The organism is Myxococcus sp. CA056 (assembly GCF_013336715.1).
Taxonomy (GTDB): domain Bacteria; phylum Myxococcota; class Myxococcia; order Myxococcales; family Myxococcaceae; genus Myxococcus; species Myxococcus llanfairpwllgwyngyllgogerychwyrndrobwllllantysiliogogogochensis.
In genome coordinates, this window is the sequence record NZ_JABUMT010000003.1 from 393,286 (window position 1) to 418,433 (window position 25,148).

The 25,148-nt window shown below is 69.4% G+C and carries 20 protein-coding genes; 12 read left to right on the forward strand and 8 right to left on the reverse strand.

Going from position 1 to position 25,148, the window contains the following annotated elements:
* Positions 1-36: 36 nt before the first annotated feature.
* Both recN and HUA76_RS16115 read right to left on the reverse strand, forming a co-directional pair.
* Positions 37-1,776: a DNA repair protein RecN gene (gene recN, locus HUA76_RS16110; RefSeq protein WP_141641068.1), complete on the reverse strand. Its 1,740-nt coding sequence runs from the start codon at positions 1,774-1,776 to the stop codon at positions 37-39.
* A gap of 147 nt (positions 1,777-1,923) precedes the next feature.
* Positions 1,924-5,190, reverse strand: a complete 3,267-nt coding sequence (locus tag HUA76_RS16115; protein WP_371745475.1) for an SNF2-related protein — start codon at positions 5,188-5,190, stop codon at positions 1,924-1,926.
* Between the two features lie 135 nt (positions 5,191-5,325).
* Between HUA76_RS16115 and HUA76_RS16120 the strand changes: the two genes are divergently transcribed.
* The 7 genes from HUA76_RS16120 (at position 5,326) to HUA76_RS16150 (ending at position 10,961) form a co-directional block, all read left to right on the forward strand.
* On the forward strand, positions 5,326-6,312 hold the full coding sequence (locus tag HUA76_RS16120; protein WP_174461379.1) for a D-glycerate dehydrogenase: 987 nt from the start codon (positions 5,326-5,328) through the stop codon (positions 6,310-6,312).
* A complete protein-coding gene (locus HUA76_RS16125) occupies positions 6,309-6,863 on the forward strand; it encodes an adenine phosphoribosyltransferase (protein ID WP_141641066.1) in 555 nt (184 codons plus the stop codon). The genes HUA76_RS16120 and HUA76_RS16125 overlap by 4 nt, the downstream gene beginning before the upstream one ends.
* A 117-nt stretch (positions 6,864-6,980) precedes the next feature.
* On the forward strand, positions 6,981-7,823 hold the full coding sequence (locus HUA76_RS16130) for an alpha/beta fold hydrolase (protein WP_174453326.1): 843 nt from the start codon (positions 6,981-6,983) through the stop codon (positions 7,821-7,823).
* Between the two features lie 84 nt (positions 7,824-7,907).
* Positions 7,908-8,516, forward strand: a complete 609-nt coding sequence (locus HUA76_RS16135) for a TetR/AcrR family transcriptional regulator (protein WP_174461380.1) — start codon at positions 7,908-7,910, stop codon at positions 8,514-8,516.
* Complete coding sequence (locus HUA76_RS16140; protein WP_174461381.1) at positions 8,513-9,724, forward strand: MFS transporter; 1,212 nt, start codon at positions 8,513-8,515, stop codon at positions 9,722-9,724. The genes HUA76_RS16135 and HUA76_RS16140 overlap by 4 nt, the downstream gene beginning before the upstream one ends.
* Entirely contained in the window at positions 9,721-10,218 is a 498-nt protein-coding gene (coaD, locus tag HUA76_RS16145) for a pantetheine-phosphate adenylyltransferase (RefSeq protein WP_141641062.1), read from the forward strand. Before HUA76_RS16140 ends, coaD begins: the two co-directional genes overlap by 4 nt.
* Positions 10,215-10,961, forward strand: a complete 747-nt coding sequence (locus HUA76_RS16150) for an MBL fold metallo-hydrolase (protein ID WP_174453323.1) — start codon at positions 10,215-10,217, stop codon at positions 10,959-10,961. The genes coaD and HUA76_RS16150 overlap by 4 nt, the downstream gene beginning before the upstream one ends.
* A gap of 52 nt (positions 10,962-11,013) precedes the next feature.
* On the opposite strand, the gene HUA76_RS16155 is transcribed toward HUA76_RS16150, so the two are convergent.
* Positions 11,014-12,909 carry an alpha-amylase family glycosyl hydrolase gene (locus HUA76_RS16155; protein WP_174453322.1) on the reverse strand — a complete coding sequence of 632 codons (1,896 nt, stop codon included), beginning with the start codon at positions 12,907-12,909 and terminating at the stop codon, positions 11,014-11,016.
* A gap of 242 nt (positions 12,910-13,151) precedes the next feature.
* Between HUA76_RS16155 and HUA76_RS16160 the strand changes: the two genes are divergently transcribed.
* Positions 13,152-14,771 (forward strand): bifunctional UDP-sugar hydrolase/5'-nucleotidase, encoded by a 1,620-nt coding sequence (locus tag HUA76_RS16160; RefSeq protein ID WP_174461382.1) that lies wholly within the window; start codon positions 13,152-13,154, stop codon positions 14,769-14,771.
* A gap of 196 nt (positions 14,772-14,967) precedes the next feature.
* Entirely contained in the window at positions 14,968-16,050 is a 1,083-nt protein-coding gene (locus HUA76_RS16165) for an isopenicillin N synthase family oxygenase (RefSeq protein ID WP_174461383.1), read from the forward strand.
* 24 nt (positions 16,051-16,074) lie between these two features.
* Here HUA76_RS16165 and HUA76_RS16170 read toward each other — a convergent pair whose 3' ends face one another.
* Together HUA76_RS16170 and HUA76_RS16175 are read right to left on the reverse strand one after the other, a co-directional pair.
* Positions 16,075-16,848 carry a YdcF family protein gene (locus HUA76_RS16170; protein WP_174461384.1) on the reverse strand — a complete coding sequence of 258 codons (774 nt, stop codon included), beginning with the start codon at positions 16,846-16,848 and terminating at the stop codon, positions 16,075-16,077.
* Positions 16,849-16,864: 16 nt separating this feature from the next.
* Positions 16,865-17,710, reverse strand: coding sequence for an NAD(+)/NADH kinase (locus HUA76_RS16175; RefSeq protein WP_174453318.1), 846 nt, complete (start codon positions 17,708-17,710; stop codon positions 16,865-16,867).
* A gap of 118 nt (positions 17,711-17,828) precedes the next feature.
* Here HUA76_RS16175 and HUA76_RS16180 point away from each other — a divergent pair, with 118 nt between their 5' ends.
* On the forward strand, positions 17,829-19,160 hold the full coding sequence (locus HUA76_RS16180; RefSeq protein WP_174461385.1) for a replication-associated recombination protein A: 1,332 nt from the start codon (positions 17,829-17,831) through the stop codon (positions 19,158-19,160).
* Position 19,161: 1 nt separating this feature from the next.
* Here HUA76_RS16180 and HUA76_RS16185 read toward each other — a convergent pair whose 3' ends face one another.
* The 3 genes from HUA76_RS16185 to HUA76_RS16195 all read right to left on the reverse strand — a co-directional run bounded on the left by HUA76_RS16185 (position 19,162) and on the right by HUA76_RS16195 (position 23,324).
* Positions 19,162-20,628: a sigma-54 dependent transcriptional regulator gene (locus HUA76_RS16185; RefSeq protein ID WP_141641054.1), complete on the reverse strand. Its 1,467-nt coding sequence runs from the start codon at positions 20,626-20,628 to the stop codon at positions 19,162-19,164.
* Positions 20,625-22,205, reverse strand: coding sequence for an ATP-binding protein (locus HUA76_RS16190; RefSeq protein WP_141641053.1), 1,581 nt, complete (start codon positions 22,203-22,205; stop codon positions 20,625-20,627). Before HUA76_RS16190 ends, HUA76_RS16185 begins: the two co-directional genes overlap by 4 nt.
* Positions 22,206-22,373: 168 nt before the next feature.
* Complete coding sequence (locus tag HUA76_RS16195) at positions 22,374-23,324, reverse strand: diguanylate cyclase (protein ID WP_371823482.1); 951 nt, start codon at positions 23,322-23,324, stop codon at positions 22,374-22,376.
* Positions 23,325-23,454: 130 nt separating this feature from the next.
* On the opposite strand from HUA76_RS16195, the gene HUA76_RS16200 reads away from it, so the two are divergent.
* Both HUA76_RS16200 and HUA76_RS16205 read left to right on the forward strand, forming a co-directional pair.
* Positions 23,455-24,249: a glycosyltransferase family 2 protein gene (locus HUA76_RS16200; RefSeq protein ID WP_174453316.1), complete on the forward strand. Its 795-nt coding sequence runs from the start codon at positions 23,455-23,457 to the stop codon at positions 24,247-24,249.
* A gap of 7 nt (positions 24,250-24,256) precedes the next feature.
* Positions 24,257-25,105 carry a ChbG/HpnK family deacetylase gene (locus HUA76_RS16205; RefSeq protein ID WP_174461387.1) on the forward strand — a complete coding sequence of 283 codons (849 nt, stop codon included), beginning with the start codon at positions 24,257-24,259 and terminating at the stop codon, positions 25,103-25,105.
* Positions 25,106-25,148 lie beyond the last annotated feature (43 nt).

Consider the following 25,148-nt stretch of genomic DNA (forward strand, 5'->3'; position numbering starts at 1 on the left):
CCGATGGGGCAAGGACACGGATGACCTTGCAGCGCGTCAAGCCAATCTTCGGAGGCGGCCACGGGGTCCTCCCTCGGGTCCGGACTCCCGCCGGGTCCTCGGTGCCCCCAGGGAACGGTGGGCCGAGCGCACCAGGGCCTCCGCCGCCCCCAGCGCCTCCCGCGTGACCTCCACGCCGGACATCATCCGGGCCAGCTCCCGCGTGCGGTCCGCGCCCGCCGCCAGAACAGTCACCTGGGAGACGGTTCGCTCCGCCTTCACCGCCTTGCGGATGAGCAGGTGGGCGTCCGCGTAGGCCGCCACCTGGGGCAGATGGGTGATGCAGAGCACCTGACGGTGACCGCTCACCTCCTTGATCATCCGCCCCACCACGTCCGCAATCGCGCCGCTGACGCCCGCGTCGGCCTCGTCCAGCACGTAGCAGCCACACGCGTCGCTGCCCGCCAGGGCCCGCTTCAGGGCCAACAGCAACCGGCTCGCCTCACCACCCGAGGCCACCTTCGCCAGGGGCCGCGCCGGCTCACCGGGGTTCGCGCTGAAGAAGAACTCCACCTCGTCCGCGCCATCCGGACGCAGCGTTTCCCCGGGCGTCACGCGCACCTCGAAGGCCGCCTTGCCCATGGCCAGGTGCCCCAGGCCCTCGCGCACCTGCGCGGAGAACTCCACAGCGCTCGTCGTCCGGGCCTTCGACAGCACCCGGGCCGCCTTGCGCGCGCGCTCCTCCACCTTGCGCCGCTCCGTGGCCAGCTCCTCGAGCACTTCCTGGCGGTTCTCCAGCGTGCCCAGCTCCGCCTCGATTTCGCCGCGCTTCTTCAGCACGCCGTCCAGCGTGGCGCCGTGCTTGCGGCACAGCCGCTTGAGGCCATCCAGCCGCTCGTCCACGTCCGCCAGCCGCGTCGGGTCCGACTCCAGCCCCTCCACGTACCGGTTGAGCCGCCGCTGCGCCTCCTCCAGCTCCGACAGGGCCGTGCTCAGCGACTGCGCCACCGGCGACAGCGTCGCGTCGAACTTCACCGCGTCGTGCACCAGCCCCAGGGCGCGGCCCACCGTCTCCAGCGCCGAGGCCTCTTCCCCCGCCACGAGGAGCTCCGCCTCCGCCCCCAGGCGCTTGAGCTTCTCCGCGCTCGACAGGCGCTTGCGCTCGACGTCCAGCTTCACGTCCTCGCCCGACTCCGGGTCGATGCGCGCGATTTCGTCGAGCTGGAAGCGCAGGAACTCCGCGCGCTCCCGCACCTTCGCCTCGTCCCCACCCAGGGCCTCCATGCGCGCGTCCACCTCCCGCAGCGCGGAGTACTCCCCGAAGTAGGACGCCAGCGCCACCTCCACCTCCCCGTACCTGTCGAGGAGCACCCGGTGCAGGCCCGAGTCGAAGAGGCTGACGTGCTCGTGCTGCCCCGCGAGGTCCACCGCCCCCCGCGTCAGCTTGGCCAGCACCCCCACCGTGACGAGGGCGCCGTTGACGTAGACCTTGCCCCTTCCGGTGCGCCCCAACACGCGACGCACCAGCACCTCCTCGCCCAAGTCTGGAAGGCCCAGCTCCTCCAGGCGCGCGCCCAGCACCGGCGTGCGTGCGAAGACGCCCTCCACGGACGCCTCCTCGCAGCCGGCGCGGATGACATCCGCGTCCGCCCTGCCTCCCAGCAGCAAGCCCAATGAATCCACGAGGATGGACTTGCCCGCACCTGTCTCACCCGTGAGGACGGTGAGGCCGGCTCCGAACGCCACCTCCACCTCCTCGATCACCGCCACGTTCGAAATCCGCAGACCCAGCAGCACGCGCGCCCTCCAATGTCCGTACGACGGCCCTGGCACTGAACACCCTAGCAGGTCCCACTGACACTGCACAGGCGTTCTGGTCAGCCGCACGGATGGCGGGCGGGGGGAGGGCGGAGTTCCGTTGGAACCCCAACCCTCCCCTCCGTCTCAGGACTGGCTCTCGGTGAAGAGCTCCTGGATGTCCTGCTCGGTGAGGGTCCTCGCCATCTCGTCACCCTCTCCACCGAGCACTCCGGCGGCGAGGTCTCGCTTGCGACGCTGGAGGGAGAGGATCTTCTCCTCCACCGTGCCGCGGGTAATCAGCTTGTAGCTGATGACGGCGCGCGTCTGACCGATGCGGTGCGTACGGTCCGTGGCCTGGTCTTCCACGGCCGGGTTCCACCACGGGTCGAAGTGGATGACGTAGTCGGCCGCGGTGAGGTTGAGGCCGGTGCCACCCGCCTTCAAGGAGATGAAGAACAGGGGCGGTCCGTCCGGGCGGTTGTACTCGTCCACCTTGCCCATGCGGTCCTTGGTGCGACCGTCCAGGTAGAGGTAGCGCAGGCCCTTCTTGTCCGCTTCCTGCTTGAGCAGCTCCAGCATCTCCGTGAACTGGCTGAACACCAGGGCCCGGTGGCCTTCCGCCACCAGGTCCTCCACCAGCTCCATGAAGCGCTCGACCTTCGCGCTGGGCGGCAACAACGTGCCCGGGGGCATCTTGAGCAGGCGCGGATCACAACACACCTGCCGCAGCCGCATGAGCGCGGCGAGAATCGACACGCGGCTGCGCTTGAAGCCGACCTTCTCGATGCTCTCGCTGACCTTGCGGCGGCTCTCCTCCATCACCTCGCGATAGAGGGCGGCCTGACCCGGCTCCATCTCGCACCAGGCGACGCTCTCCGTCTTCGGCGGCAGGTCCTTGGCCACCTCCGTCTTCAGGCGACGCAGGATGAAGGGCTGGATGCGCCGGCGCAGCCTGTCCCTCGCGGAGGCGTCGTTCGCCACCTGGATGGGCTGCTCGTACCTGTCGCTGAAGCTGTCCGCGCTGCCGAGGAAGCCCGGCATGAGGAAGTCGAAGATGCTCCACAGCTCCGACAGCCGGTTCTCCAGCGGCGTACCCGTGAGCGCCAGTCGCGTGTCGCTCGGAAGCGACTTGCACGCCTGCGCCGTGGCGCTGTCCGCGTTCTTGATGTTCTGCGCCTCGTCCAGAATCACGAAGCGGAAGCCCACCTGGGACAGCTGGTCCAGGTCTCTTCGCACCAGCGCGTAGGACGTGAGGACCAGGTCCATGCCCTTCAGGTCCTCGGCGCGCTCCTTGCGGTCCTGCCCGTGCCACACCATGGCCTTGAGGCCCGGGGTGAAACGCTCCGCCTCGCGCTCCCAGTTGGCGAGCACGCTGGTGGGCGCCACGACGAGCGACGGCTTGCGCCCCTCTTCGTTCGCCATCTTCTGCAGGAGGCTGAGCGACTGCACCGTCTTGCCCAAGCCCATGTCGTCCGCGAGGATGCCGGACAGGCCATGGCGGCGCAGGAACCAGAGCCAGGACAGGCCCGCCTCCTGGTAGTGCCGGAGCGTGGCGTGGAGCCCGTCGGGCACCGCGACCTTCGGAACCCCCGCCGTCTCGCGCAGCTCCAGCATCGCCTGCCGGGCCTTCGCCTCCACCTCGGTGAACTCACCCAGGTCCGCGAGCAGGTCCAACGCCACCGCCTGGTGCAACGGCAGCCGCGTGCGGGACCGGCCCGGCAGCGCACCCGCCTCTTCCAGCAGGTCCGCCACGCGCTTGATTTCGACCGGGTCCGCTTCAGCGAACGAGCCGTCCTTCAGCGGCACGAACTTGCGGCCGGAGTCCAGCCACATGCGCACCGCGCCCAGGTCCACCGCCTGGTCGTCCGTGACGAACTCGGCGTCCAGGTCGAACCACTGCACGCCGCTCATGCCCACGCGGATGCGCGGCTTGAGCTTCGGGCGCAGCCGCACCTTGGGCGCCTGCACGCCGAAGCGCTCCCACTCCGCCGGCAGCGAGGCGAGCCCGCGCGCCCAGAACTCCAGCGCCACGTCGCCCGTCGCGTCGAACACCTGCGCCTGCGGCTCGAAGCGCAGGCCCTGGTCCAACAGCAGCTTGCCCGCGGCTCGCTCCAGGTCCTCACGACGACGGTACAACTTGCGGCTGTCCCCACCCACGCCACTGGCGTAGCCCAGGTGCGTGGCCGTGGGAGACACCGGCGCCGTCGTCTGCCCGTAACGCGCGGCCAGCTGCGCCTTCACGCGCTCCGGAGTGCCCTCGAGCGTCAGCACGAAGTGCGGCTCCACCGCCTCGTCCACCTCGATGTCGTCCGCCTTCAACGACATGCGGAAGCGCGGCAGGTGCGCGGCGAAGAACGTCAGCACCCGGTCCAACTGTCCCGAGGGGAAGGACATGCTGGGCTCCAGCAGCCACTTGCGCAGCAGCCGGGGCGGGAAGTCGGGCTCCACGGGGTGGAGGTTCTGCGCCTGGATGACCCAGGTGCGCCGGCCCGACAGGATGATGACGTCCTTGAGCGAGTAGCTCAGCCCGTCCGGGAAGAGCAGCTCGATGCGCGCCGTGGCGCCGTCCGGCCGGGACTCCAGGCGAATCTGCGGACGGATGGGCACTTCCGTGTTGATGAGCGCCGTGCCCCGGTAGATGACCCGCCGCTGGCGCAGCAGGTCCATCGCCTCGCTCAACTCCTCGTCCGACAGGACGATGCGCGAGTCGTAGCGATGCTCGTGGCGCGACAACGCCATGAAGACGCGCTCGTCGGCGGGGGAGATGCGCCCCCCCGTCTGGAGGGTCCGCTTGACGTGGATGGGCCCCTTGGTCTGCGCGTCCTGCCGACGCACGTCCACGACCCACTGGCGACTGCCCGAGTTCGTGTTCGCCGCCGTCAGCCGGTAGAAGAACTCATAGTCCGGCTGCGAGGACAGGCCCAGCCAGCTCTCCACCTTCGCGAGCGCGGGCAGGTTGACGGCGTCCACCACGGGGCCTTCCGGCTCCACGGGGACCTCGTTGTCCACCACCTCGTTGTTTCCGTTGGGCGCGGTGGGTTCGACAGGCGCGGCGACCACCGGCTGGGGCCGGGGAGGCGGCCGGAAACGCGCGGCATAGATGAGCGCGGCGGCCACCACATGCTTGCAGTGGGGACCATCGACGTTCCACGACTGACACGTGCAGGTGGACGTGGCTCGACCGTCTCCGAGCGCGAGCACGACTTCATAGCGCTCGCCCGTGGAGGAGGCGACCTGCGCGCGGATGTGGTCCCCTTCACGTTGGAGCCCGAAGACGCGGCGGGACTCCGCCACTTCTCGGCCCTTCTTGAAGATGGTGGGTTGGACTTCAGCCTTCAGGGCCCTGAGCCACTGGGTGTCCTGAGGAGGGAGGGCGTCTCGGATGTCGGCGGTGGATTGCACGGCTGGCACAGGCCCCTGGCTCCTAAGCGCCGGGGAACCCCTGCCACTAGCACAGCAAGAGGGCTCCCGCTCGCGGGAAATGTGGATGAGTCGGCCAGCGGAAGCAGCCACCGACATCAGGCTATGAGACCATCAACGCTCGCCATGGCCCGGACCGTCCGCCCCCGTGTCTTCGTGACCCGCCAGCTCCCTGGAGAGGCCCTCGGCCGACTGAGCAGGCTCGTGGACCTGTCCGTCTGGGAGGAGGAACTGCCACCTTCCCGTGACACCTTGATGGCCCAGGCGGCCCTCTGCGAGGGGCTCGTCACCTTGCTGACGGACCGGGTGGACGCTCGCCTGCTTGACTGCGCCCCGAACCTCCGGGCGGTCAGCAACGTGGCCGTGGGCTACGACAATATCGACGTTCCCGCCTGCACCGGGCGGCGCGTGGCGGTGGGAAATACCCCAGGCGCCCTCACGGAGACCTCCGCGGACTTCGCCTTCGCCCTGATTCTGGGGCTGGCCCGGCGCGTGGCGGAGGCGGACGCCTTCGTCCGAGCGGGCAAGTGGAAGACCTGGAGCCCCACCCTCCTCCTGGGGACGGATGTGTACGGCGCCACCCTGGGTATCGTCGGCCCGGGGGCCATCGGCTCGGCGGTGGCCCGGCGGGCCCGGGGCTTCGGGATGCGCATCCTGTACGTCAGCCGCGAGCCAAAACCGGCGCTGGAGGCCCAGACGGGCGCCCGCCAGGTGGACAAGGCCACGCTCCTGGCCGAAGCGGACATCCTCACCCTGCATGTCCCGTTGACTCCCGCGACGAAGCACTGGGTGGGACGCGCGGAGCTGGCCGCGATGAAGCCGGGGGCGCTGCTCGTCAACACGGCGCGAGGCGGAGTCATCGACCAGGACGCCCTCGTCGAGGCCCTTCGCGAGGGAAGGCTGGGAGGCGCGGCCCTGGACGTGACGGAGCCCGAGCCCCTTCCCCCGGACAGCCCGCTGATGACCCTGCCCAACGTCCTGCTGGCGCCGCACATCGCCAGCGCGTCACATGCGACGCGGGGGCGCATGGCCTCCATGGCGGTGGACAACCTGCTGGCCGCGCTGGAGGGACGGCGGCCACCCCACTGCGTCAACCCGGAGGTCTTCGAATGAGCCTGCCCGCCGCGAGCATCACCGACACCACCCTCGTCGCAGACCTGAATGCCCGCCTGCGCGACGTGCCGGACTTCCCCAAGCCGGGCATCGTCTTCAAGGACATCACCCCCGTGCTCGCGGACCCGCGCCTGTTCGGCCGGGTCATCAACGCCATGGCCGCGCCGTTCCGGGGCCAGCACATCACCAAGGTCGTCGGCGTGGAGGCCCGCGGCTTCCTCCTCGGAGCGCCCATCGCCCTCGCGCTGGGCTCGGGCTTCGTCCCGGCGCGCAAGCCGGGCAAGCTGCCCCACCGCTCCATCGTGGAGCGCTACTCGTTGGAGTACGGCGCGGATGGCGTGGAGATGCACGAGGACGCCATCCTCCAGGGCGAGCGCGTGCTGGTGGTGGATGACGTGCTCGCCACCGGTGGCACGGCGGAGGCCACCGCGAAGCTGGTGAAGCGACTGGGCGGAGAGCTGGTGGGCTTCAGCTTCCTCATCAGCCTCGACTTCCTCGAGGGCCCCCAGCGCCTGGGGCGCGACAAGGTGACGACGCTGCTGACGTTCTGACGGGACGCCCCGGCAAGTCCGAGCGGCCCGGGCCTCCATCCCTTCCCCGCCCGCCTGCTGCCACGCCCCCGGCGCATGTCCACCTGAGGAAAGAAGCCTCGTTCGACAGGGGGAGACATGCCCGAGGTGCGCTCCACCGGTGGTGCCCGCATTCGCTACGACGACGTCGGCCAGGGAGCGCTCACGCTGCTCTTCATTCCCGGCTGGTGCACCCGCCGCGACATCTTCAGTCCTCTCGTCACCCTCTGTGCCGAGCGACACCGGGTGCTCTGCGTGGACCTGCGCGGCCACGGAGAATCCGAACACGGTGACGAAGACTTCGACAGCGACACCGTGCTCGAGGACCTGCTCGCCGTGATTGACGCCAGCGGCGCGCGGCAGGTGGTGCCGGTGGCCATCTCCCATGCGGGCTTCCTGGCGCTGGAGCTGCGGCGCGAGCTGGGCGCGGAGCGAATCCCCCAGCTCGTGGTGCTGGACTGGATTGTCACCGAGCCGCCCCCGCCCTTCCTGGCGACGCTTCGGGGCCTGATGTCGGAGCGCTGGGGACGCACGCGCGACGAGCTGTTCCAGCAGTGGACCCGGGGCGTGGAGAACAAGGACGTCCTGCGCGCCGTCCATGAGGACATGCTCGAGTTCTCCGAGGAGATGTGGGCCCGGGCCGCGCGCGAAATCGCCGCCGCCTACTCGCGGGAGGGCTCACCGCTTCGCGCACTCGCCGGACTGAGCCCCGCGACGCCGACGCTGCACCTGTACTCGCAGCCGGACACGCACGACTACCTGGAGACCCAGGTGGCCTTCGCCGCCACCCATCCGTGGTTCCACGTCATGAGGCTGCCCGCCGTCAGCCACCTGCCCACGCTGGAGGTACCGGGGCTCGTCGCCGTCGGAATCGAGGCCCTCGTCTCGGGACGGAGGACCGCCGTCAGCACGACCCACCCGGACCTCGGCCCCCAGGGCTGACCTCCCCCCGCCGCCCCAGGAGCGATTGACACCACGACTCCGCCTGTTTATAAGTTGGTCACACAACCAATAAACAAGGCCATCATGCCCCGTCCGTCCAACACCGAGGAGCGCCGACAGCAAATCGTCTCGGGCCTGCTGCGGGTCATGTCGGAGCGCGGCTATGAGCGGGCCTCCGTCAACGAAATCGCGAAGGCGGCGGGCCTGAGTCCGGGGCTGGTGCACTACCACTTCAGCGACAAGCAGGAGATTCTGCTCGTGCTGGTGCAGCAGCTCGCGGCGCGCGCGCGGGAGCGGGTGGCGAAGCGCTTCGAGCGGCTTGGAGCCGACGATGCGCGCGGCCGTATCGACGCCTTCCTGGACGCCTTCCTCGCGACGGGCGCGGACGCGGACACGAGCGCGGTGGCGGGCTGGGTCACCATCAGCGCGGAGGCGATTCGTCAGCCGGAGGTCCGCGCCGCCTACGAGCAGGTGGTGCGCGCGGACCTGGAGCAACTCGAAGCGCTGGTGGCGATGCTGGTGGGAAAGCGCAAGGCGCGGGCGCTGGCGGCGGGACTCTTCGCGGCGGTGCAGGGCTACTTCGTCCTCTCGGCCAGCTCTCCCGGACTGGTGCCGGCGGGCTCCGCCGCGAGCACGGTGAAGCACATGGCCGCGGGCCTCCTGGACACCTCGGCGGCGAGGGAGGGCGCATGAAGACCTCCACGAAGCTGGGCCTCCTCTCGAGCCTCTATCTCTCGCAGGGCCTGCCGTTCGGCTTCTTCACGCAGGCGCTCCCCGTGCTGCTGCGCCACCAGGGTCTGTCGCTTCCGGCCATCGGTCTGGCTCATCTGCTCGCACTGCCGTGGGCCCTGAAGTTCCTCTGGGCCCCCTTCATGGACCGGCATGGCTCCGCGCGCTGGGGGCTGCGTCGCGGCTACATCCTCCCGTTGCAGTGCCTCAGCGCGGGCCTGTTGCTGTCGCTCGCGCTGCCCGAGTCCACGGTGGACACGCGCCTGCTGCTCGCGGCGGTGCTCGGCGTCAACCTGCTGGCGGCGACACAGGACGTGGCGACCGACGGGCTCGCGGTGACGCTGCTTTCGCCCTCCGAGCGCGGCTGGGGCAACGGCATCCAGGTGGCCGCCTATCGCGTGGGCATGATTCTGGGCGGCGGCGTCATGCTCGCCGTGTTCGACAAGGCGGGCTGGCGCCCCACGCTCCTGGCCCTCGGCCTGACGTTGCTCGTCGCCACCGTGCCCGTGGCCCTCTACCGCGAGCCGCCCACCGAGCCCGCCCCCCGCGCGAGCCTGGGCCTCGAATGGTGGTGGCGACGCCCAGGCGCCGCGACGTGGCTCATCCTCCTCGTCGTCTACAAGGCGGGCGAGGCGCTGGCCACGGGCATGCTGCGCACCTTCCTGGTGGACCGGGGCCTGACACTGACGGACATCGCGTGGCTGCTGGGAGGCGTGGGCTTCACGGCGGGGCTCCTGGGCGCGCTCATCGGCGGCAGCCTCGTGGTGAAGCTCGGACGGCGCAGGGCGCTGCTGCTCTTCGGCGTCATCCAGGCCACGGCGGTGCTGCTGTACGCGCTCGTCGCCAGCTTCCCCTCGTCGCTGCCCTGGCTCACCGCCGTGTGCGCCGTGGAGCACGTGGCCAGCGGCATGGCCACCGCCACCGTCTTCACCGCGATGATGGACGCATGCAGGCCCGAGCACGCCGCCACCGACTACACCGTGCAGGCCTCGCTGGTGGTGCTCGCCACCGGCGCGGCGGCGGCCGTCAGCGGCTTCAGCGCGCAGGCCCTGGGCTACCCCGGACACTTCGCCCTGTCCGCGCTGCTCTGCCTCGCGGGAACGCTCTACGTGGCACTCGCCTTCCACCCGTCCCGGGAGCCAACGCCCGGGACACCCGAGGTGTCGTCGTGACCATCGCCGTCTATGCAGGCAGCTTCGACCCCGTCACGGCGGGACACCTGTCCGTCGTGCGCCAGGCCGCGCGATTGTTCGGCCACGTCGTCGTCGTGGTGGCCATCAACCCCGCCAAGAACACCCTGCTCTCCCAGGACGAGCGCATGGCGCTGGTGCGCGAGGCCGTGGCCATGCACCCCAACGTCACGGTGGCGTGGACGCAAGGCCTCATCGTCGACTACGCGCGGGCCATCGGCGCAAGCGTGCTCCTGCGCGGCGTGCGCGGGGCCACCGATGCGCAATTCGAGACGGAGCTCGCCCAGAACAACCGCGCGCTCGCCCCCGAAATCTCCACCCTCTTCCTCCCCGCCGAGGCCCACCTCGCCGAGGTGAGCAGCAGCGGCCTCAAGCAGCGCGTCGCCCGGGGCGAGGACGTTTCGGCCTTCTGTCCTCCCTCGGTCGCGGCGAAGCTGCGCGAGCGACTCGACCCGTCCCTCCGGAGCCAGCCATGAGCCTGTCCTTCACTCCCCTGGGCGTCGGTGACGCCTTCTCCGCCCTCTACTATTCCTCGTGTCTGGCGGTGGAGGCGGAGGACCAGGTGCTCCTCGTGGACTGTCCGCACCCCATCCGGAAGATGATGCGCGAGGCGGCCCTGTCCTCCGGCGTCCCTCTCGACGTGGACCGCGTCAGCGCCGTGGCCCTCACGCACCTGCACGCGGACCACGCCTCCGGCCTGGAGGGCCTGGGCTACTTCTCCTTCTTCGTGCTCAAGAAGAAACTGGAGCTGCTCACCCATCCGGACGTGGCCGAACGGCTCTGGGAGGGCCACCTGGCCGCGGGCATGGAGTGCCTCATCGAGAAGCGGGGAGAGCCTCCCAACCCGAAGCACTTCGAGGACTACTTCGAGCACACGCCGCTCTCCACCGAGTCGGCCGTGCGGCACGGGCCCTTCCTCATCGAAGCCCGGATGACGTACCACCACGTGCCCACCACCGCGCTGCGCATCCACGCGGGAGGCCGATGCCTGGGCTACAGCGCGGACACCGCCTTCGACGAGGGCCTCATCGACTGGCTGTCACGCGCGGACCTGGTCATCCACGAGACGAACTATGGCGTGCACACGCCCTACGAGAAGCTCGCCGCCCTGCCCGAAGGACTGCGCGCGCGCATGCGCCTCATCCACTACCCCGACGACTTCGACACCGCGGCCAGCGTCATCGAGCCGCTGCAGCAAGGCCGTCGCTACACCGTCTGAGGACCGGGCGCCCGCCCGGTGAGGCAACGGGCGCCCACGTCCCAGTCACCCGTTACTGCGAGAAGATGAGCAGCGAGTACGGGCCAATGGCGAAGTTCGCGTTTTGGGCCATGCCGTCCTTGGCGCCACTGTTCGTGGAGGTGTTCGCCGACGGGGTGTTGCCGAAGTCGGACGAGTACCCGTTCCAGTCGCTGTTGAAGCGCAGGTACCACGTCCCCGCCCGGGGGAAGCCGATGTTGTAGCTGGAGTAGGAGGTGCCGCTGAAGTTGGCGACGATGACGACGTCATCCCCTCCGCCACCGCTGTCCCAGCGGTGATACGCGAGCACCTTGTTGGTGTTGTTGACGTGGTGGACGTTGACGTTGCCACCGCGCAGGCCGCGCGTGTTGTTGTTCCAGTTGCGGCGCAGGCGGATGAGGTCGCGGTACAGCGTCTTGATGCCGCCATAGGGGGTCAGCTTGCCCCAGTCCAGCGGGTCCCCGTCCGCGAAGTAGCCATCCTCCAGGAACTCCTGCCCCTGGAACATCATCGGGATGCCCGGCGAGGTGAACGTAATCCCCGCGACGAGCGTGGAGCGCTTCTTCGCCGCCCAGCTCCCCGCGTTGCCCGGCCAGATTTCCTCCGGCACGCGCGCATGGCCGTTGGCCACCTCGTCGTGGCTCTCCGTGTAGATGACGCGCGCGTGAGAGCGGCCGCTGAAGCGCTGGGTAATCGCGTCACGCACCGCGAGCATGTTCCGGTTGGCGTCGTTCTGCTCGATGGCCGCCGTGCGCAGGGGGTGCACGAACTCCGCCGTCCACTGCGCGTCGAAGCCCGCGCCGCCCGCGAAGTCGCTCGTCGCGTCGTTGGTGATGGAGTCACCGCCGCCGAAGTCCTCGGCGATGGAGATCTTCCAGGGCTTGTTCGCGTTGATTTCACGGTTGATGGAGCGGAACACCTGCCACGCCGACGGGATGTCACCCGAGCCGTCAATCGTGCGCATGTACTTCGTGGCGTCCCAGCGCAGACCATCCGCGCGGAAGTTGTCGAGCAGGTTCATCATCGAGTCGCGGATGTACGCACGCACCTCGGGACGGCCGTAGTCCGGGCGCGTGTCGCCCCACGGCGTCACCTTGCGGTTGTCGGTGAAGAAGTACTCGCCGCCGTTGCCCAGGCAGTCGCCGCTGAAGCACCACATGGGCAGGTCACTGGGCCCGTAGTGGTTGTGCACCACGTCGAAGATGACGCCGATGCCCCGGTAGTGCGCCTCGTCCACGAAGTGCTTCATGTCGTTGGGCGAGCCATACGCGCTCTCCGGCGCGAACGGGAAGGCCGCGTTGTAGCCCCAGGAGAAGTCCCCGGCGAACTCATACGCCGGCATCACCTTCACCATGTTGACGCCCAAATCCCTCAGGTAGTCGAGCTTGGCGATGGCGCTGTTCCAGTTGCCCGGCCCGAAGCCCGGAGAGTCGTGGAACGTGCCCACGTGCATCTCGTAGATGACCATGTCGTTGAAGGCCGGCGTGCTGAACTGCTGCGCGTTCCACCAGTACTCGCCGTGGTCATAGATGATGCTGGCGCCCGTGGAGTTCTCCTGCCACGCCGAGCGCGGGTCCGCGCGCCACGCGTCGCTGCCCCACTGGTTGCGCGTCACGAACTTGTACTTCTGCCCCTTCACCGCGCCCGCGACGTCGGCGGAGAAGTTGCCGTTGAACTCGTTGCCCAGCTCCACCCAACCCCAACTGCTGAAGTCGCCCGCCACGAAGACGCGACTGGCCAGCGGCGCCCAGGTGCGGAACGTCGTACCACCCGAATAGACAGTGGCTCCCATGCCCGGCCGCGTCGATGACGTGAGCTGCTGGACGACCTGCGCTGTCTCCTGACCGGAGCCCTGTTGCTTCTCGAGCGCGGCCTCGCCGCAGCCGAACAAACCGGCCAGCAGCAACGCGCTCAACACGTTGTGTCGCATGGTGACAACCTCCTCTTGTGGTCAAGGCGGGTCCTAGCAACCGCAGTGAAGTGCGAGCAAACCGCCTACGTGTGATTCCTGTAACTTTCGGTCATGACACGCCGCAGCAGCGATTCACGTTTTCCAGGGATGACGTCGAATCAAGGCGGGGCGTGAAGGCGGGGGTGCTCGCCTTCGCCTCGTGAGTGCGCTACTTCCGCGAGCCCCGGCGCCGTGCGGGCGCCCCTGGAGAACGACTCGCGATGACGACCTCGACAGCGCTGGCCCGACGTGGGGCCCTGCTCCTGCCGCTCGCGCTGTTCCTGGCACTGACTCCGAGCCACTCGCGGGCCGCCGTCCCCGCCGCGCCCAAGGGCACGACGCGACTGACATTCCTGCACCTGGCGGACGTTTACCAGGTGCAGCCCCAGGAGCATGGCGACCGGGGAGGGCTTGCGCGGGTGGCCACGCTGCGCAAGCAGGTGCTGAAGGAGTCCCCTGCTCCGCATGTGCTGACGCTGCTGGGAGGCGACACGCTGTCGCCGTCGGTGGAGTCGCTGCTCGACGTGGACGGCAAGCAGCTCAAGGGCCGGCACATGGTGGATGCGTGGAACGCGCTGGGCCTGGATGTCGCGGTGCTGGGCAACCACGAGTTCGACTTCGGCGACGACGTGCTGCGCGAGCGCATCCGCCAGTCGCGCTTCCCGTGGCTGGGCGCCAACGTGACGGACGCGAAGACGGGCGCGCTGTTCGAGGGCGTGAAGGCCTACGAGGTCCGCGAGCTGGGGGGCATCCCCGTGGGCCTGTTCGGCGTGGTGCTGACCGAGACGAAGACCTCGACGAAGGCGGGGCCGGACACCCAGTTTGGCGACATCTGCGCGGCGGCGAAGGACGCGGTGGCGAAGCTGCGCGAGGCCGGGGCCAAGGTCGTCGTGGGGCTGACGCACCTGCCGTTGGAGCAGGACCGGCAGCTGGCGAAGTGCGTGAAGGTGGACGTGATTCTGGGCGGGCATGACCACGTGGGCGCGGCGGACCGCACCACGGGCACGCCCATCTTCAAGGTGCCCGCGGAGGCGGAGGAGCTGGGCCGGCTCTCGCTGGACGTGGACCCCGCGACGGGCACGGTGCGCAAGGTGTCCTGGACGCGGATTCCCGTCACGAAGAAGGTGCCGGAGGACGCGGAGTTCAACGAGGCGATGAAGGCCTATGGGCCGCTGTTCGCCCGGCTGGCGGAGCCCGTGGGCCGCACGCCGGTGGCCCTGGATGCGCGCAGCACGCAGGTGCGCACGCGGGAGACGAACCTGGGCTCATTCGTCGCGGACGCCTTCCGCGAGGCCGCGGGCGCGGACGTGGCCGTCGTCAACGGGGGCGCGCTGCGCGCGGACACCGTGCTGCCCGCGGGTGTCATGACGCGCCGGGATTTGCACTCGCTGATGCCCTACACGGACGAGCTCGTGGTGGTGGAGCTCCGAGGCGCCACGCTGCGCGCGGCCCTGGAGAATGGCGTCAGCCTGGCTCGCGAGGACTCGAGGCCGGGCCGCTTCCTCCAGGTCTCCGGCATGCGCTTCACGTTCGACCCGCGCAAGCCCGCCGGAGCGCGCGTGGTGGACGTGAAGGTCCACGGCAAGCCGCTGGACGCCGAGGCCACGTACCGGCTCGCCACGCTGAGCTTCCTCACCAGCGGCAAGGATGGCTACGACGTGCTCAAGGGCCAGCCCACCACGCCCGCGCTGAAGGACGGACGCTCGCCGCTGGACGTGCTCGCGGACGCGTTCAAGTCAGGCAAGCCCGCGCCGCGCGCGAAGGCCGAAGGCCGCATCACCCGCCTGGGCGGAAGCGCGCTCGCCCCGGATGCGCGCAGACCCGCACCTCCGCTGAAATAGCCCTGGCTGGAATTCGCGGGCCCTCGCATCCAGTTTCAGACAATCCGACCACTTGAAACCTGGGTGCATTTCGCCCCGTGTCTGGCAATGAACGCGAGGGATTGCTCCACTCGCGCGCCGGCGGAGCACCCCTTCATCTCCGACGAGACAAACCCGGCCCGGGAGAGCTCCCCACCACCCCCACGCGGGAGTTCCCATGGCCGAGTTGGAGACGTTTCAATTGCCGCAATCCGTGAGTGGAAGCGAGTCCGACGTCGCGCTCGGGCTCACCCTGATTCGAGCCTGGCGACGCGACGGCATCTTCCAGCTCCGGATGAGTGAGGCCCAGTCGGAGAAGGCCCAACGCGCCTTCGAGTCGAGCCGCCGCTTCTTCCGCCAACCCCTGGAGGCCAAGGCCCGGTGCGTGAGTGATTCGACGTACAGCGGCTACGTCGCCTCCGGCGAGGAGCTGACGGCGGGCGAGGCGGACTCCTCGGAGATCTTCACCGTCTGCAAGGACGTGCCCCTCACGGATGCGCGCGTGCAGGCACGCTGGCCCTGCCATGGCCCCGCGCCCTGGCCGGACGAGACGTACCGCCGCGACATGAAGGCCCACACCGACGAGCTCGGCTCCACGGGAGAGCGCCTGTTGCGACTGGTCGCGCTGGGCCTGGGGCTGGAGGTGGGCGCCCTCACGGCGCTGACGCGGGATGGCTGGCACCACATGCGCGTGCTGCGCTTCCCCGCCCGCTCCCCCACGGCGACGCGCGGCATCGGCGCGCACACCGACTACGGGCTGCTGGTCATCGCCGCGCAGGACGACGTGGGAGGGCTCTACATCCGCCCGCCCGTCGAGGGAGAGATGCGCCGCCGCAACTGGCTGCCGGGTGAGAGCTCCGCGGGCATGTATGAGCACGACGAGCCGTGGACCTTCGTGAAGCCCGTGCCCGATGTCCTGACGGTGTTCCCGGGCGACATCCTCCAGTTCCTCACGCGGGGATATCTCCTGTCGACGCCGCACAAGGTGGCGCTCAACACCCGCGAGCGCTTCGCGATGGCCTACTTCCACGAGCCCCACTTCGAGGCCTGCGTCCGCCCCCTGACGACACCCGGGCCCGACGAGTACATCCACTACGGCTCGCACTTCACGAACATGTTCATGCGCTGCTACCCGGACCGCATCACCACCCAGCGCATCCTCGACGAGGACCGGCTGACGACGCTCGCCTGGCTGCGAGAGGACGCCGTCCTGCGCACCGCGCCCGTGGAAGACCTGCCCCTGCACCGCGCGGCGAGCTGAGCCCTCAGGACGACGACGCCACCGTCACGGCGTCGTCCACCCTCGCAGCCGATACACGATTCGCCCCGCCAGCTCGCGCAGCACGTCCGTGCTCTGCGACAAGGAGGACGCCCGAGGCACCCAGCTCAATCGCCCCGGGCGCGTGGCCGGCATCCGAGCGTCCACCGGCAGCGTGTCCGGCCGCAGGCCCACCGCGGCGAAGCAGCCCGCGGCGCGAGGCATGTGCGCCGCGCTCGTCACCAGGAGCAGCCGCTTCCAGCCCCGCTCGCGGATGATGCGCTCGGACTCCAGCGCGTTCTCCCGCGTGTTCCGGCTCCTGCCCTCGGTGACGATGCGCTCCGAGGGCACGCCCCATTCCTGGAGCAGGCGCGACAGCACGTCCGCCTCCACCACCGCCTGGGGACGCGGGTCCAACGAGCCTCCCGAGATGAAGACGTGACTCGCGCGCCCCTCGCGCACGAGCTCGAAGCCCTTCAGCACGCGCTCCGACGCGGCGTTGAACTCGATGTGGCCCGAGCGCTCCGTGGCGGACGGGTCCAACCCTCCGCCCAGGACGATGACGGCGTCGTACGTCACGCCCGGCACGGACGTGTCCTGTGCGCCCGACTCCGCCGCGTACGTCAGGAGCGTGGACACCGCCTCGGTGGAGAAGAGGTAGAGCACCAGCAGTCCCGCGACGGCGAGCCCTCGGGAGAGCCGGGGCCCGCGGCGAACAAGGCCGCTGACGAGCAGGAGCAGCAACGCCCAGGTGAGCGGTGCCAGGAAGAGGTCCAGCACCTTCGAGAGAATCAGGAACACGTGGCGCGGAGGCCCTTCAGCGCTCGCCCCAGTGGAGCTTCTGGCGAAGGATGGAGAAGTAGGCCACGCGGGGGTTTCGCACCAGGTTGACGCGGTTGGCGGAGCGCACCACCTCGATGCAGTCGCCGCCCTGCAGGCCGTGGCCCGTCTGCCCATCCAGCGTGAGGTACGTGTCCGCCGTCTCGCTGCGCAGCGTGATTCGGATGGTCCGGTCCGCCGGCACGACGATGGAGCGCTGGGTGAGCGCGTGCGAGCAGATGGGCGACAGCACCGTGCAGTCCACCGACGGGTGGACGATGGGGCCGCCGGCCGACAGCGAGTAGGCCGTGGAGCCCGTGGGCGTGGCGAGGATGACGCCGTCCGCCTTGTACGTGGTGATGGGCACCCCATCGATGGACGTCTCGTGGTCGGCGATGCGCGCCAGGGCGCCCTTGTTGATGACCACGTCGTTGAGGATTTCGTCCTCGATGAGCACGCTGCCGTTGCGGATGAGCCGGCACGTCAGCTTCATGCGCGAGTCCACCTGGAAGCGGCCGGCCTGCACCTCCTCCAGCGTGGAGAACAGCTCCTCCACGGGAACCTCCGTCATGAAGCCCAGGCTGCCCAGGTTGACGCCCAGGATGGGGACGCCGCGCCCTCCCAGGAGCCGCGCCGCGTAGATGAGGGTGCCGTCACCTCCCAGCACCACCGTCAGGTCCGCTCGGGCCGCCAGCTCCCGGTCCTCCACCCGAGGCCACCCCAGGACATGGGCCAGGGAGCGGTCCCCCAGCACGGTGAGATGCGGGTAGTGCTCGCGGATACGGGCCGCCAGCGCCACCGCCTCCGGGTTGTCCTTCTTCGCGACGATGACGAGGGTCTGCACGCGGGAGGCTTTTTAATCCAGGCGGGCACCCGGGCGCTCCCCTGATTTGCGCAAGGGCTCTCCCATCGGACAGACGCCCCGGCGAGGAGCCCTTCGGGGCGCTAGGTTTGGAGCTTCCATGGACCTCTTCGAACATGCCGGCCAGAAGGAGCAGGCCCGTCGGGCCCCGCTCGCGGAGCGGATGCGTCCACGCGCCCTCGACGAGTTCGTCGGCCAGGAGCACATCACCGGAGAGGGCCGCTTCCTGCGCCGGGCCATCGAGAGCGACCAGGTGCCTAGCCTCATCCTCTGGGGGCCTCCGGGCACCGGCAAGACGACGCTCGCGGGGCTGGTGGCCCGCTCCACCGGCGCCGCCTTCGACTCGGTGTCCGCCGTCCTCGCCGGCGTGAAGGACATCCGCGAGACGGTGGCCCGCGCCCAGGAGCGGTGGAACCTGCATCGCCAGCGCACCTTCCTGTTCATCGACGAAATCCACCGCTTCAACAAGTCGCAGCAGGACGCCCTGTTGCCCCACGTGGAGAAGGGCACCGTGACGCTCATCGGCGCCACCACGGAGAACCCGTCGTTCGAGGTCAACGCCGCGCTCCTGTCCCGCTGCCGCGTCGTCACCCTGCGCGGCCTGGAGGAGGAGGAGCTGGTGCCGCTCCTGCGCCGGGCCGTCGCGGACGCGCGCGGCCTGGGCGGCAAGGTGGTGGTGGAGGACGAGGCGCTGAGCTTCCTCGCGAGCACGGCCGGCGGAGACGCCCGCAAGGCCCTCACCAGCCTGGAGGTGGCCGCGGCCCACGGCGGAGAGAAGGTGGACCGCAAGGTCGCCGAGGAGGCCCTCCAGCAGAAGACGCTGCTCTACGACAAGGGCGGCGAGGAGCACTACAACGTCATCAGCGCCTTCATCAAATCCATGCGCGGCAGCGACGTGGACGGCGCGCTGTACTGGATGGTGCGCATGCTGGAGGCGGGCGAGGACCCCATCTTCGTCCTCCGGCGCATGGTCATCTTCGCCTCGGAGGACATCGGCAACGCGGACCCGCGCGCGTTGAGCGTTGCGGTGGACGCGCTGCGAGCCTTCCAGCTCGTGGGCCTGCCGGAGGGCACCCTGCCCCTCACCCAGGCCGTGACGTACCTGGCCCTGGCACCCAAGTCGAACGCGGTCATCGCCGCGTACACCGCCGTGCGCGAGGCCGTGACGAAGGAGGGCGCGCTGCCGGTGCCCCTGCACCTGCGCAACGCGCCCACGAAGCTGATGAAGTCCCTGGGCTACGGGGGCGGCTACAAGTACCCGCACAACTTCGAGGGCAACTACGTCCCGGAGGACTACCTGCCCGAGGCCCTGCGCGCCCGGAGCTTCTACACCCCCACCCGCAACGGGCACGAGGCGGAGCTGGCCGAGCGCTACGAAGCCATCCAACGCCAGCTCGCGGAGCGAGTCCGCGAGCCTGGCGAGGAGGGATGAACTAGGAGGCTGCTTCCAACGTCTCCACTCCGTCGACGTCGTCGTCCTTGAGGACGCGCGGCTTCATGGAGCGGCCGGCGACTTCGTACTGCTTGAGCAGGCGGCGGAAGTTGGAGCGGTCCACGCCCGCGGCGCGCGCGGCGCTGGAGACGTTCTGGTTGTTCTTCTCCAGGAGCGCGGACAGGTAGCGGCGCTCGAAGGCGCGCATCGCCAGGCGCTTGGCCTGGGCGTACGGCAGGTGCGCCAGCGAGAAGACCTCCACCGCCGAGTCGGCCTGCGGCGCCGACTGGAAGCCGGGCGGCAGGTCCTCCACGTCGATGACCTCGTTGCTGGTGAGCACCACCGCGCGCTCGATGACGTTCTCCAGCTCGCGCACGTTGCCCGTCCACCGGTTGCAGGTGAGGGCCTCCATGGCGCGCGGGGAGATGCCCGCCACCTTCTTGTCCGCCTTGGAGGCGTACAGCTTCAGGAAGTGGTGCGCGAGCAGCGGCACGTCCTGCGGCCTGTCGCGCAGGGGCGGCAGGTCGATGGTGATGACGTTGAGGCGATAGAAGAGGTCCTCGCGGAACTTGCCCTGCTCCTTGGCGCGGGACAGGTCCACGTGGGTGGCGGCGATGACGCGCACGTCCACCTTGACGGGCTCGTTGGCGCCCACGCGCTTGACTTCACCCTCCTGCAGCACGCGCAAGAGGCGCACCTGGGTGGCGGGAGGCACATCGCCAATCTCATCCAGGAAGATGGTGCCGCCGTCGGCCGCTTCAAACAGGCCCTTCTTGTTGCCCGTGGCGCCGGTGAAGCTGCCCTTGATGTGGCCGAACAGCTCGCTCTCCAGCAAGGTCTCCGTGAGCGCCGAGCAGTTGACGGCGACGAAGGGCTTGTCCTTGCGCGAGCTGCGGTAGTGGATGGCGCGCGCCACCAGCTCCTTGCCCGTGCCGCTCTCGCCCTGGATGAGCACCGTGGCGGTGGAGTGGCTGACGGTCTCCACCAGCTTGAAGACCGAGCGCATCTGCGGCGACTGGCCGATGAGGTCCTCGAACTGGCTGCGCACGGTGAGCGCCTCTTCCAGCGCGCGGGTGCGGTCCTTGAGCGCCTTGCGCTCGGCCGCCTTGGCCACCGTGAGGCTCACCTCGTCGATGTTCTCGAAGGGCTTGGTGAGGTAGTCGTACGCCCCCGCCTTCACCGCCTCCACCGCCGTCTCCACGGTGGCGAAGGCCGTCATCATGATGACCTCCACGTCCGGACGGTCCGCCTTGATTCCGCGGAGCAGGTCCATGCCGGACAGGTTCGGCATCTTGATGTCGAGGACGACGACGTCGATGGACGGGTCCTTGGCCGCCGTCAGACCTTCCACCGCGTCATCAATGGCCACCACCGGGTGGCCCTCGCGCTGGAGAATCTGCGTCACGGCCTTGAGGACGACGGAGTCGTCATCCACGACGAGGACTTTGGCGCGCTTGACTTGGTTCACGGCAACCTCTCGAGCTGCAGGGGAATGGGCAGGAAGACGGTGAAACGGGAGCCGGCGCCCACCTGGGTGTCGACGTGGAAGCTGCCCCCGTGGTCCTGGACGATGCGGTACGCGATGGACAGACCCAGCCCGGTGCCCTCACCGGGGGGTTTGGTGGTGAAGGAGGGCTCGAAGATGCGCGGCAGGTGCCGCTCCTCGATTCCGCAGCCGGTGTCGGACACCGCGAAGAAGCAGCGGTCTCCCTCGCGGCCCGTCTCCAGCGTCAGCTTTCCTTCGCGCCGGGGCAGCGCCTGAAGGCCATTCTGGAGCAGGTTGAGCACCACCTGCGCGAGCGTGCCGGGGTCCCCGTACACCTTGGGGAGCCCTTCCTTCAAACCCAGGGACAGCTCCGCGCGAGGCGTGGCCTTGATTTGCGCGCGGAAGAGCACCGCGGCGTCCTCCACGCAGCGCGACAGGTCGAACAGCCGCCGGTCCTCCACGCGGCTGTGCCGGCTGAACTTCAGCAGGCTCTCGACGATGCGCTTGCAGCGCAGCGCGCTCTCTTCAATCAGTCCCAGCGATTCCAGGTCCGCGTCATCGCGGCCCGCGTCGCGCGACATGAGCTGCGCGAACGCCAGGATGCCGCCCAGCGGATTGTTGATTTCATGCGCCACGCCCCCCGCCAGCTGCCCCACCGCCGCCATCTTCTCCGTCTCGATGAGCCGGCGCGTCATCGCCTGCTCCTCGGTGACGTCGCGATACGTGCACACCACCCGCTCATCCCCGGCCATGGGGTACGCGGCCACCACGTACGTCCTGCCCCCCTGCTGCACCTCACCGCGCGCGCCCTTGCCACTCTCCATCGCCGCCGGCAGCGGGCAGCCCGTGCACGGCTCGTTGCGGCCGAAGAGGTAGCGATAGCAGGCGACGTCCGACGGAATCTGTTCGATGGAGCGCCCGGCCACATGCGCGTACGCCAGGTTCGCCCGCCGCACCGCGAAGTCGCGACCGCGGACGACACACAGCGGCGTCTCCATGCAGTCGAATGACAGCTCCCACTCGCGCTTGGCCTGGCTGAGCATCCGCGTGCGCTGCGCGACGCGTTCCTCCAGGTCCGCGTTGAGCAGCTTCAGCTCCGCGTTCTGCGCCTGCGTCACCCGGTACAGCCGCTCGTTCTCCGCCTGCAGCGCGTACTGCTCGAACGCGCTCTTCACCGTCAGCACCAGGTGGCTGTCGTTCCAGGGCTTGGAGATGAAGCGGAAGATTTCGGAGCGGTTGATGGCCTCTTCAATGGCCTGCTGGTCCGCCTGCCCGGTGAGCATGATGCGCTGGGCGCGCGGCTCCTGCTGCTTCACCCGCGTCAGGAACTCCACCCCGTTCATCCCCGGCATGCGGAAGTCGGAGATGACGACCTCGGGACGGAACTCCTCCACCGTCCTCAGCGCCTGCTCGGCGTCCGTCGCGGTTTCGATATCCCAGTCACCCCGACGCAGCACCCGGCGGATGGACTTGAGGATGTTCTCCTCGTCGTCCACGAGCAGCAGCCGGCCGCGCGGGGCGGCTTCGGGCTTCGGGAGCTGTGCGGCGAGGGGTCCCATGGGATTCTTTCCGTCCCATGACATTTGCAATGCGTTTGCCAGCCGGTGGGGCACTGCAAACCCATGGAATCACGAGATGATTCGACTCCCCGACAATCGAGGGCCGGGGTCATCTTAGACTCATCCCCTATTCATGGGTCAATACCAACCCAGGGTCTTTGACCCAGGTCAGTCGCCCTGCGAGGAGGAGGGGGGCAAGAGGGACATTTGAGAGTGGAGACAGATGCGATCCCTCCCCTCGTCCTTGGCCCGGTAGAGGGCCTCGTCGGCGGTGAGCAGCAGCTGCTCGGGGCTGAGGACGGTGCGGTGGGGAAAACTGGAGACGCCCAGCGAGGCCGTCACCAGAAGTGCTCCAACCGGCCCTACCCGGAGGGTCGCCAAATCCCGGCGGACACGCTCCGCGACGGAAAGGGCACCCGTCAGGTGGGTGCGAGGCAGCAGGACGGCGAACTCCTCGCCCCCATACCGAGCCACCAGGTCCGTCTCGCGCACGCTGCGCTGGAGGGCGGCGGCCACCTCCCGGAGCACTCCGTCCCCCGCGGTATGGCCGTGCCTGTCGTTCACCTGCTTGAAGTGGTCCAGGTCCAACAGGATGAGTGCCAGCGGGTCGTCGTAACGCTGTGCCCGGCGGAACTCCTCGCGCAGCCGCTCCTGGAAATGGCGGTGGTTGTGGACCCCCGTCAGCCCGTCCGTCGAGGACAGCCGCTGCAGCTCACCCACCTGGTTGGATAGCTGAGTCAGCCGGGCCTGGGTCCGCAGGCTTTTTTCCACCCGGGCCCGCAGTTCTTCCGCATCCCATGGGTCAAAGACGACCTCAATTCCCTGGGCGAGCGCACCCAACCAGACGCCCCGGGTTTCCCTGTCCGCCAGGAGCACGACGGGGGGACCTGGCGGTCCTTCCAGGGCCAGCAACTTGTCGAGCCACTCCAGGGATGACGGCTCGCCAGCCGAGCGGGCGACCCACACCACCAGGTCCACCTCTCGCGCCAGCCGGCCTACCTCGGGCCCTGGGGAGGCCAGCCGGAGGCAGAAGTCCTCCGGCCCGAGCGCCCGCGCCAGCCGGGCCAGGGTTGACTCCGCTTCGTCCACCACCAACAAGGTGCAGGGCCTGAGGGTCACAGTATCCCCGGAAAATGGTAACTCCACGGTACCACACAGGTGCTCTCGGGTGGGAGCCCCATGATTGATTTAGGACCCAGGGCTTGGTACCGAACCGCCCGAGCAGTCCCCCCGTACCCCGAGGTCCTCCGTGGCCAAGTACCCCAGCATCAGCCTCTTCCTTCCCGCCTGGAACGAGGAGGACTACGTCGAACGGGCGGTGGGGAGGGCCATGGAGGTGCTGCCGCAACTGACGGACGACTTTGAAATCATCGTCGTCAACGACGCGTCGACGGACCGGACGCAGGAGCTGGCGGAGGCCATGGCGCAGCGGATTCCGCAGCTGCGGGTCATCACCCATCCGGTGAATCTGAAGTTGGGCGGGGCGATGCGCACCGGCCTCGCGGCGTCGACGAAGGACATCGTCGTCTACTCGGACATCGACCTGCCGTGGGACCTGCGGGAGCTGGAGCGCTCGCTGCACCTGCTGGAGTACCTGGAGGCGGACATGATTTGCGCCTTCCGGTTCGACCGCACGAGCGAGGGGCCCAAGCGCATCGTCTACTCGTTCGTCTACAACATGCTCATCCGGGCGCTGTTCGACATCCAGATCAAGGACGTCAACTTCAGCTTCAAGGTGATGCACCGCCGGGTGCTGGAGTCGATGGAGCTCAAGAGCCAGGGCTCGTTCATCGACGCGGAGCTGGTGGTGAAGGCCATCCGCAAGGGCTTCCGCGTGTTCCAGATGGGCGTGGACTACTTCCCGCGCACCCGTGGCGTGTCCACGCTGGCCTCGCCCTCGGTCATCGTGAAGATGGTGAAGGAGCTGGTGAAGCTGTACCCGGAGACGCGCACGCCGACCCCGCCCACGCAGCCGGTGCGCCTGCCTCCGTCGGTGCAGCCGCTGCGCACGGTGTCCTCGGGCGGCCGTACGGCGCGGGGCTGAGCGGGCCGTGACTTCGCGCCCCACGCGCCTGGTGGTGAATGCGGACGACCTGGGGCTGCACCCGTCGCTGGACGCGGGCATCCTCCGAGCGCACCGCGAGGGCATCGTCACCAGTGCCACGTTGCTGGCCATGGGGCCCACGGCCAGCGAGGCCGCTTCCCGCGCGAAGGCGCAGGGGCTCGCGGTGGGGCTGCACCTGGCGCTGTCCACGCGGCTGGCTCCGGCCGCGCCCGCGGAGGCGGTGAGCACGGTGGCCCCTGGAGGCAGGCTGCGGGGGAGCTGGGCGGACTTCGCGCGGGACTGGCTCCTGGGGAAGGTGCGACGCGAGGAAGTGGCGCTGGAGCTTGACGCGCAGCTTCAGCGAGCGCGCGAGCTGGGCGTGGCGGTGGACCATCTGGACGGGCACCAGCACCTGCATGTGCTGCCGGGCATCCGGCCGCTCGTGGAGTCACTGGCCGCGCGCGAGAAGCTCCCCGTGCGCTGGCCGGACGCCCTGCCCCGCGTGTCGTGGCTGCGAACGCCTGGGCCCGCGCTGAAGACGACGCTGTTGACGGTGCTGGCGCGCACCGCGCCTCGTGCGCCCCAAGGCGTGCGACGGGTGAGCGCGGGAGGCGTGTTCGAGGCGGGGCGACTGGACGAGGCCGCGCTGCTCGCCGCGCTGGACGCCCTGCCCTCGGGTGACTTCGAGCTGGGCTGCCATCCCGGTGAGGGCGCGCCGCAGGTGCCAGAGGACCCGGCGTGGCGTTATGGCTGGCAGGCGGAGCTGGCGGCGCTCACCAGTCCTCGCGTGAGGGCGCGCCTCGACGAGCGAGGCATCCAGCTCCACAGCTACGGGACGCTCGCCTCCGCGGCGTAGAGCACACGAGCGAAGGCAACCCGCCTCGCGTCACTCGCCTCGG

Bases quoted from the DNA above. Each gene is read 5' to 3' on its own strand.
- HUA76_RS16120 (WP_174461379.1), top strand. From the start codon at position 5,326: ATGGCCCGGACCGTCCGCCCCCGTGTCTTCGTGACCCGCCAGCTCCCT.
- HUA76_RS16125 (WP_141641066.1), top strand. From the start codon at position 6,309: ATGAGCCTGCCCGCCGCGAGCATCACCGACACCACCCTCGTCGCAGAC.
- HUA76_RS16130 (WP_174453326.1), top strand. From the start codon at position 6,981: ATGCCCGAGGTGCGCTCCACCGGTGGTGCCCGCATTCGCTACGACGAC.
- HUA76_RS16135 (WP_174461380.1), top strand. From the start codon at position 7,908: ATGCCCCGTCCGTCCAACACCGAGGAGCGCCGACAGCAAATCGTCTCG.
- HUA76_RS16140 (WP_174461381.1), top strand. From the start codon at position 8,513: ATGAAGACCTCCACGAAGCTGGGCCTCCTCTCGAGCCTCTATCTCTCG.
- HUA76_RS16150 (WP_174453323.1), top strand. From the start codon at position 10,215: ATGAGCCTGTCCTTCACTCCCCTGGGCGTCGGTGACGCCTTCTCCGCC.
- HUA76_RS16155 (WP_174453322.1), bottom strand. From the start codon at position 12,909: ATGCGACACAACGTGTTGAGCGCGTTGCTGCTGGCCGGTTTGTTCGGC.
- HUA76_RS16160 (WP_174461382.1), top strand. From the start codon at position 13,152: ATGACGACCTCGACAGCGCTGGCCCGACGTGGGGCCCTGCTCCTGCCG.
- HUA76_RS16165 (WP_174461383.1), top strand. From the start codon at position 14,968: ATGGCCGAGTTGGAGACGTTTCAATTGCCGCAATCCGTGAGTGGAAGC.
- HUA76_RS16180 (WP_174461385.1), top strand. From the start codon at position 17,829: ATGGACCTCTTCGAACATGCCGGCCAGAAGGAGCAGGCCCGTCGGGCC.
- HUA76_RS16190 (WP_141641053.1), bottom strand. From the start codon at position 22,205: ATGGGACCCCTCGCCGCACAGCTCCCGAAGCCCGAAGCCGCCCCGCGC.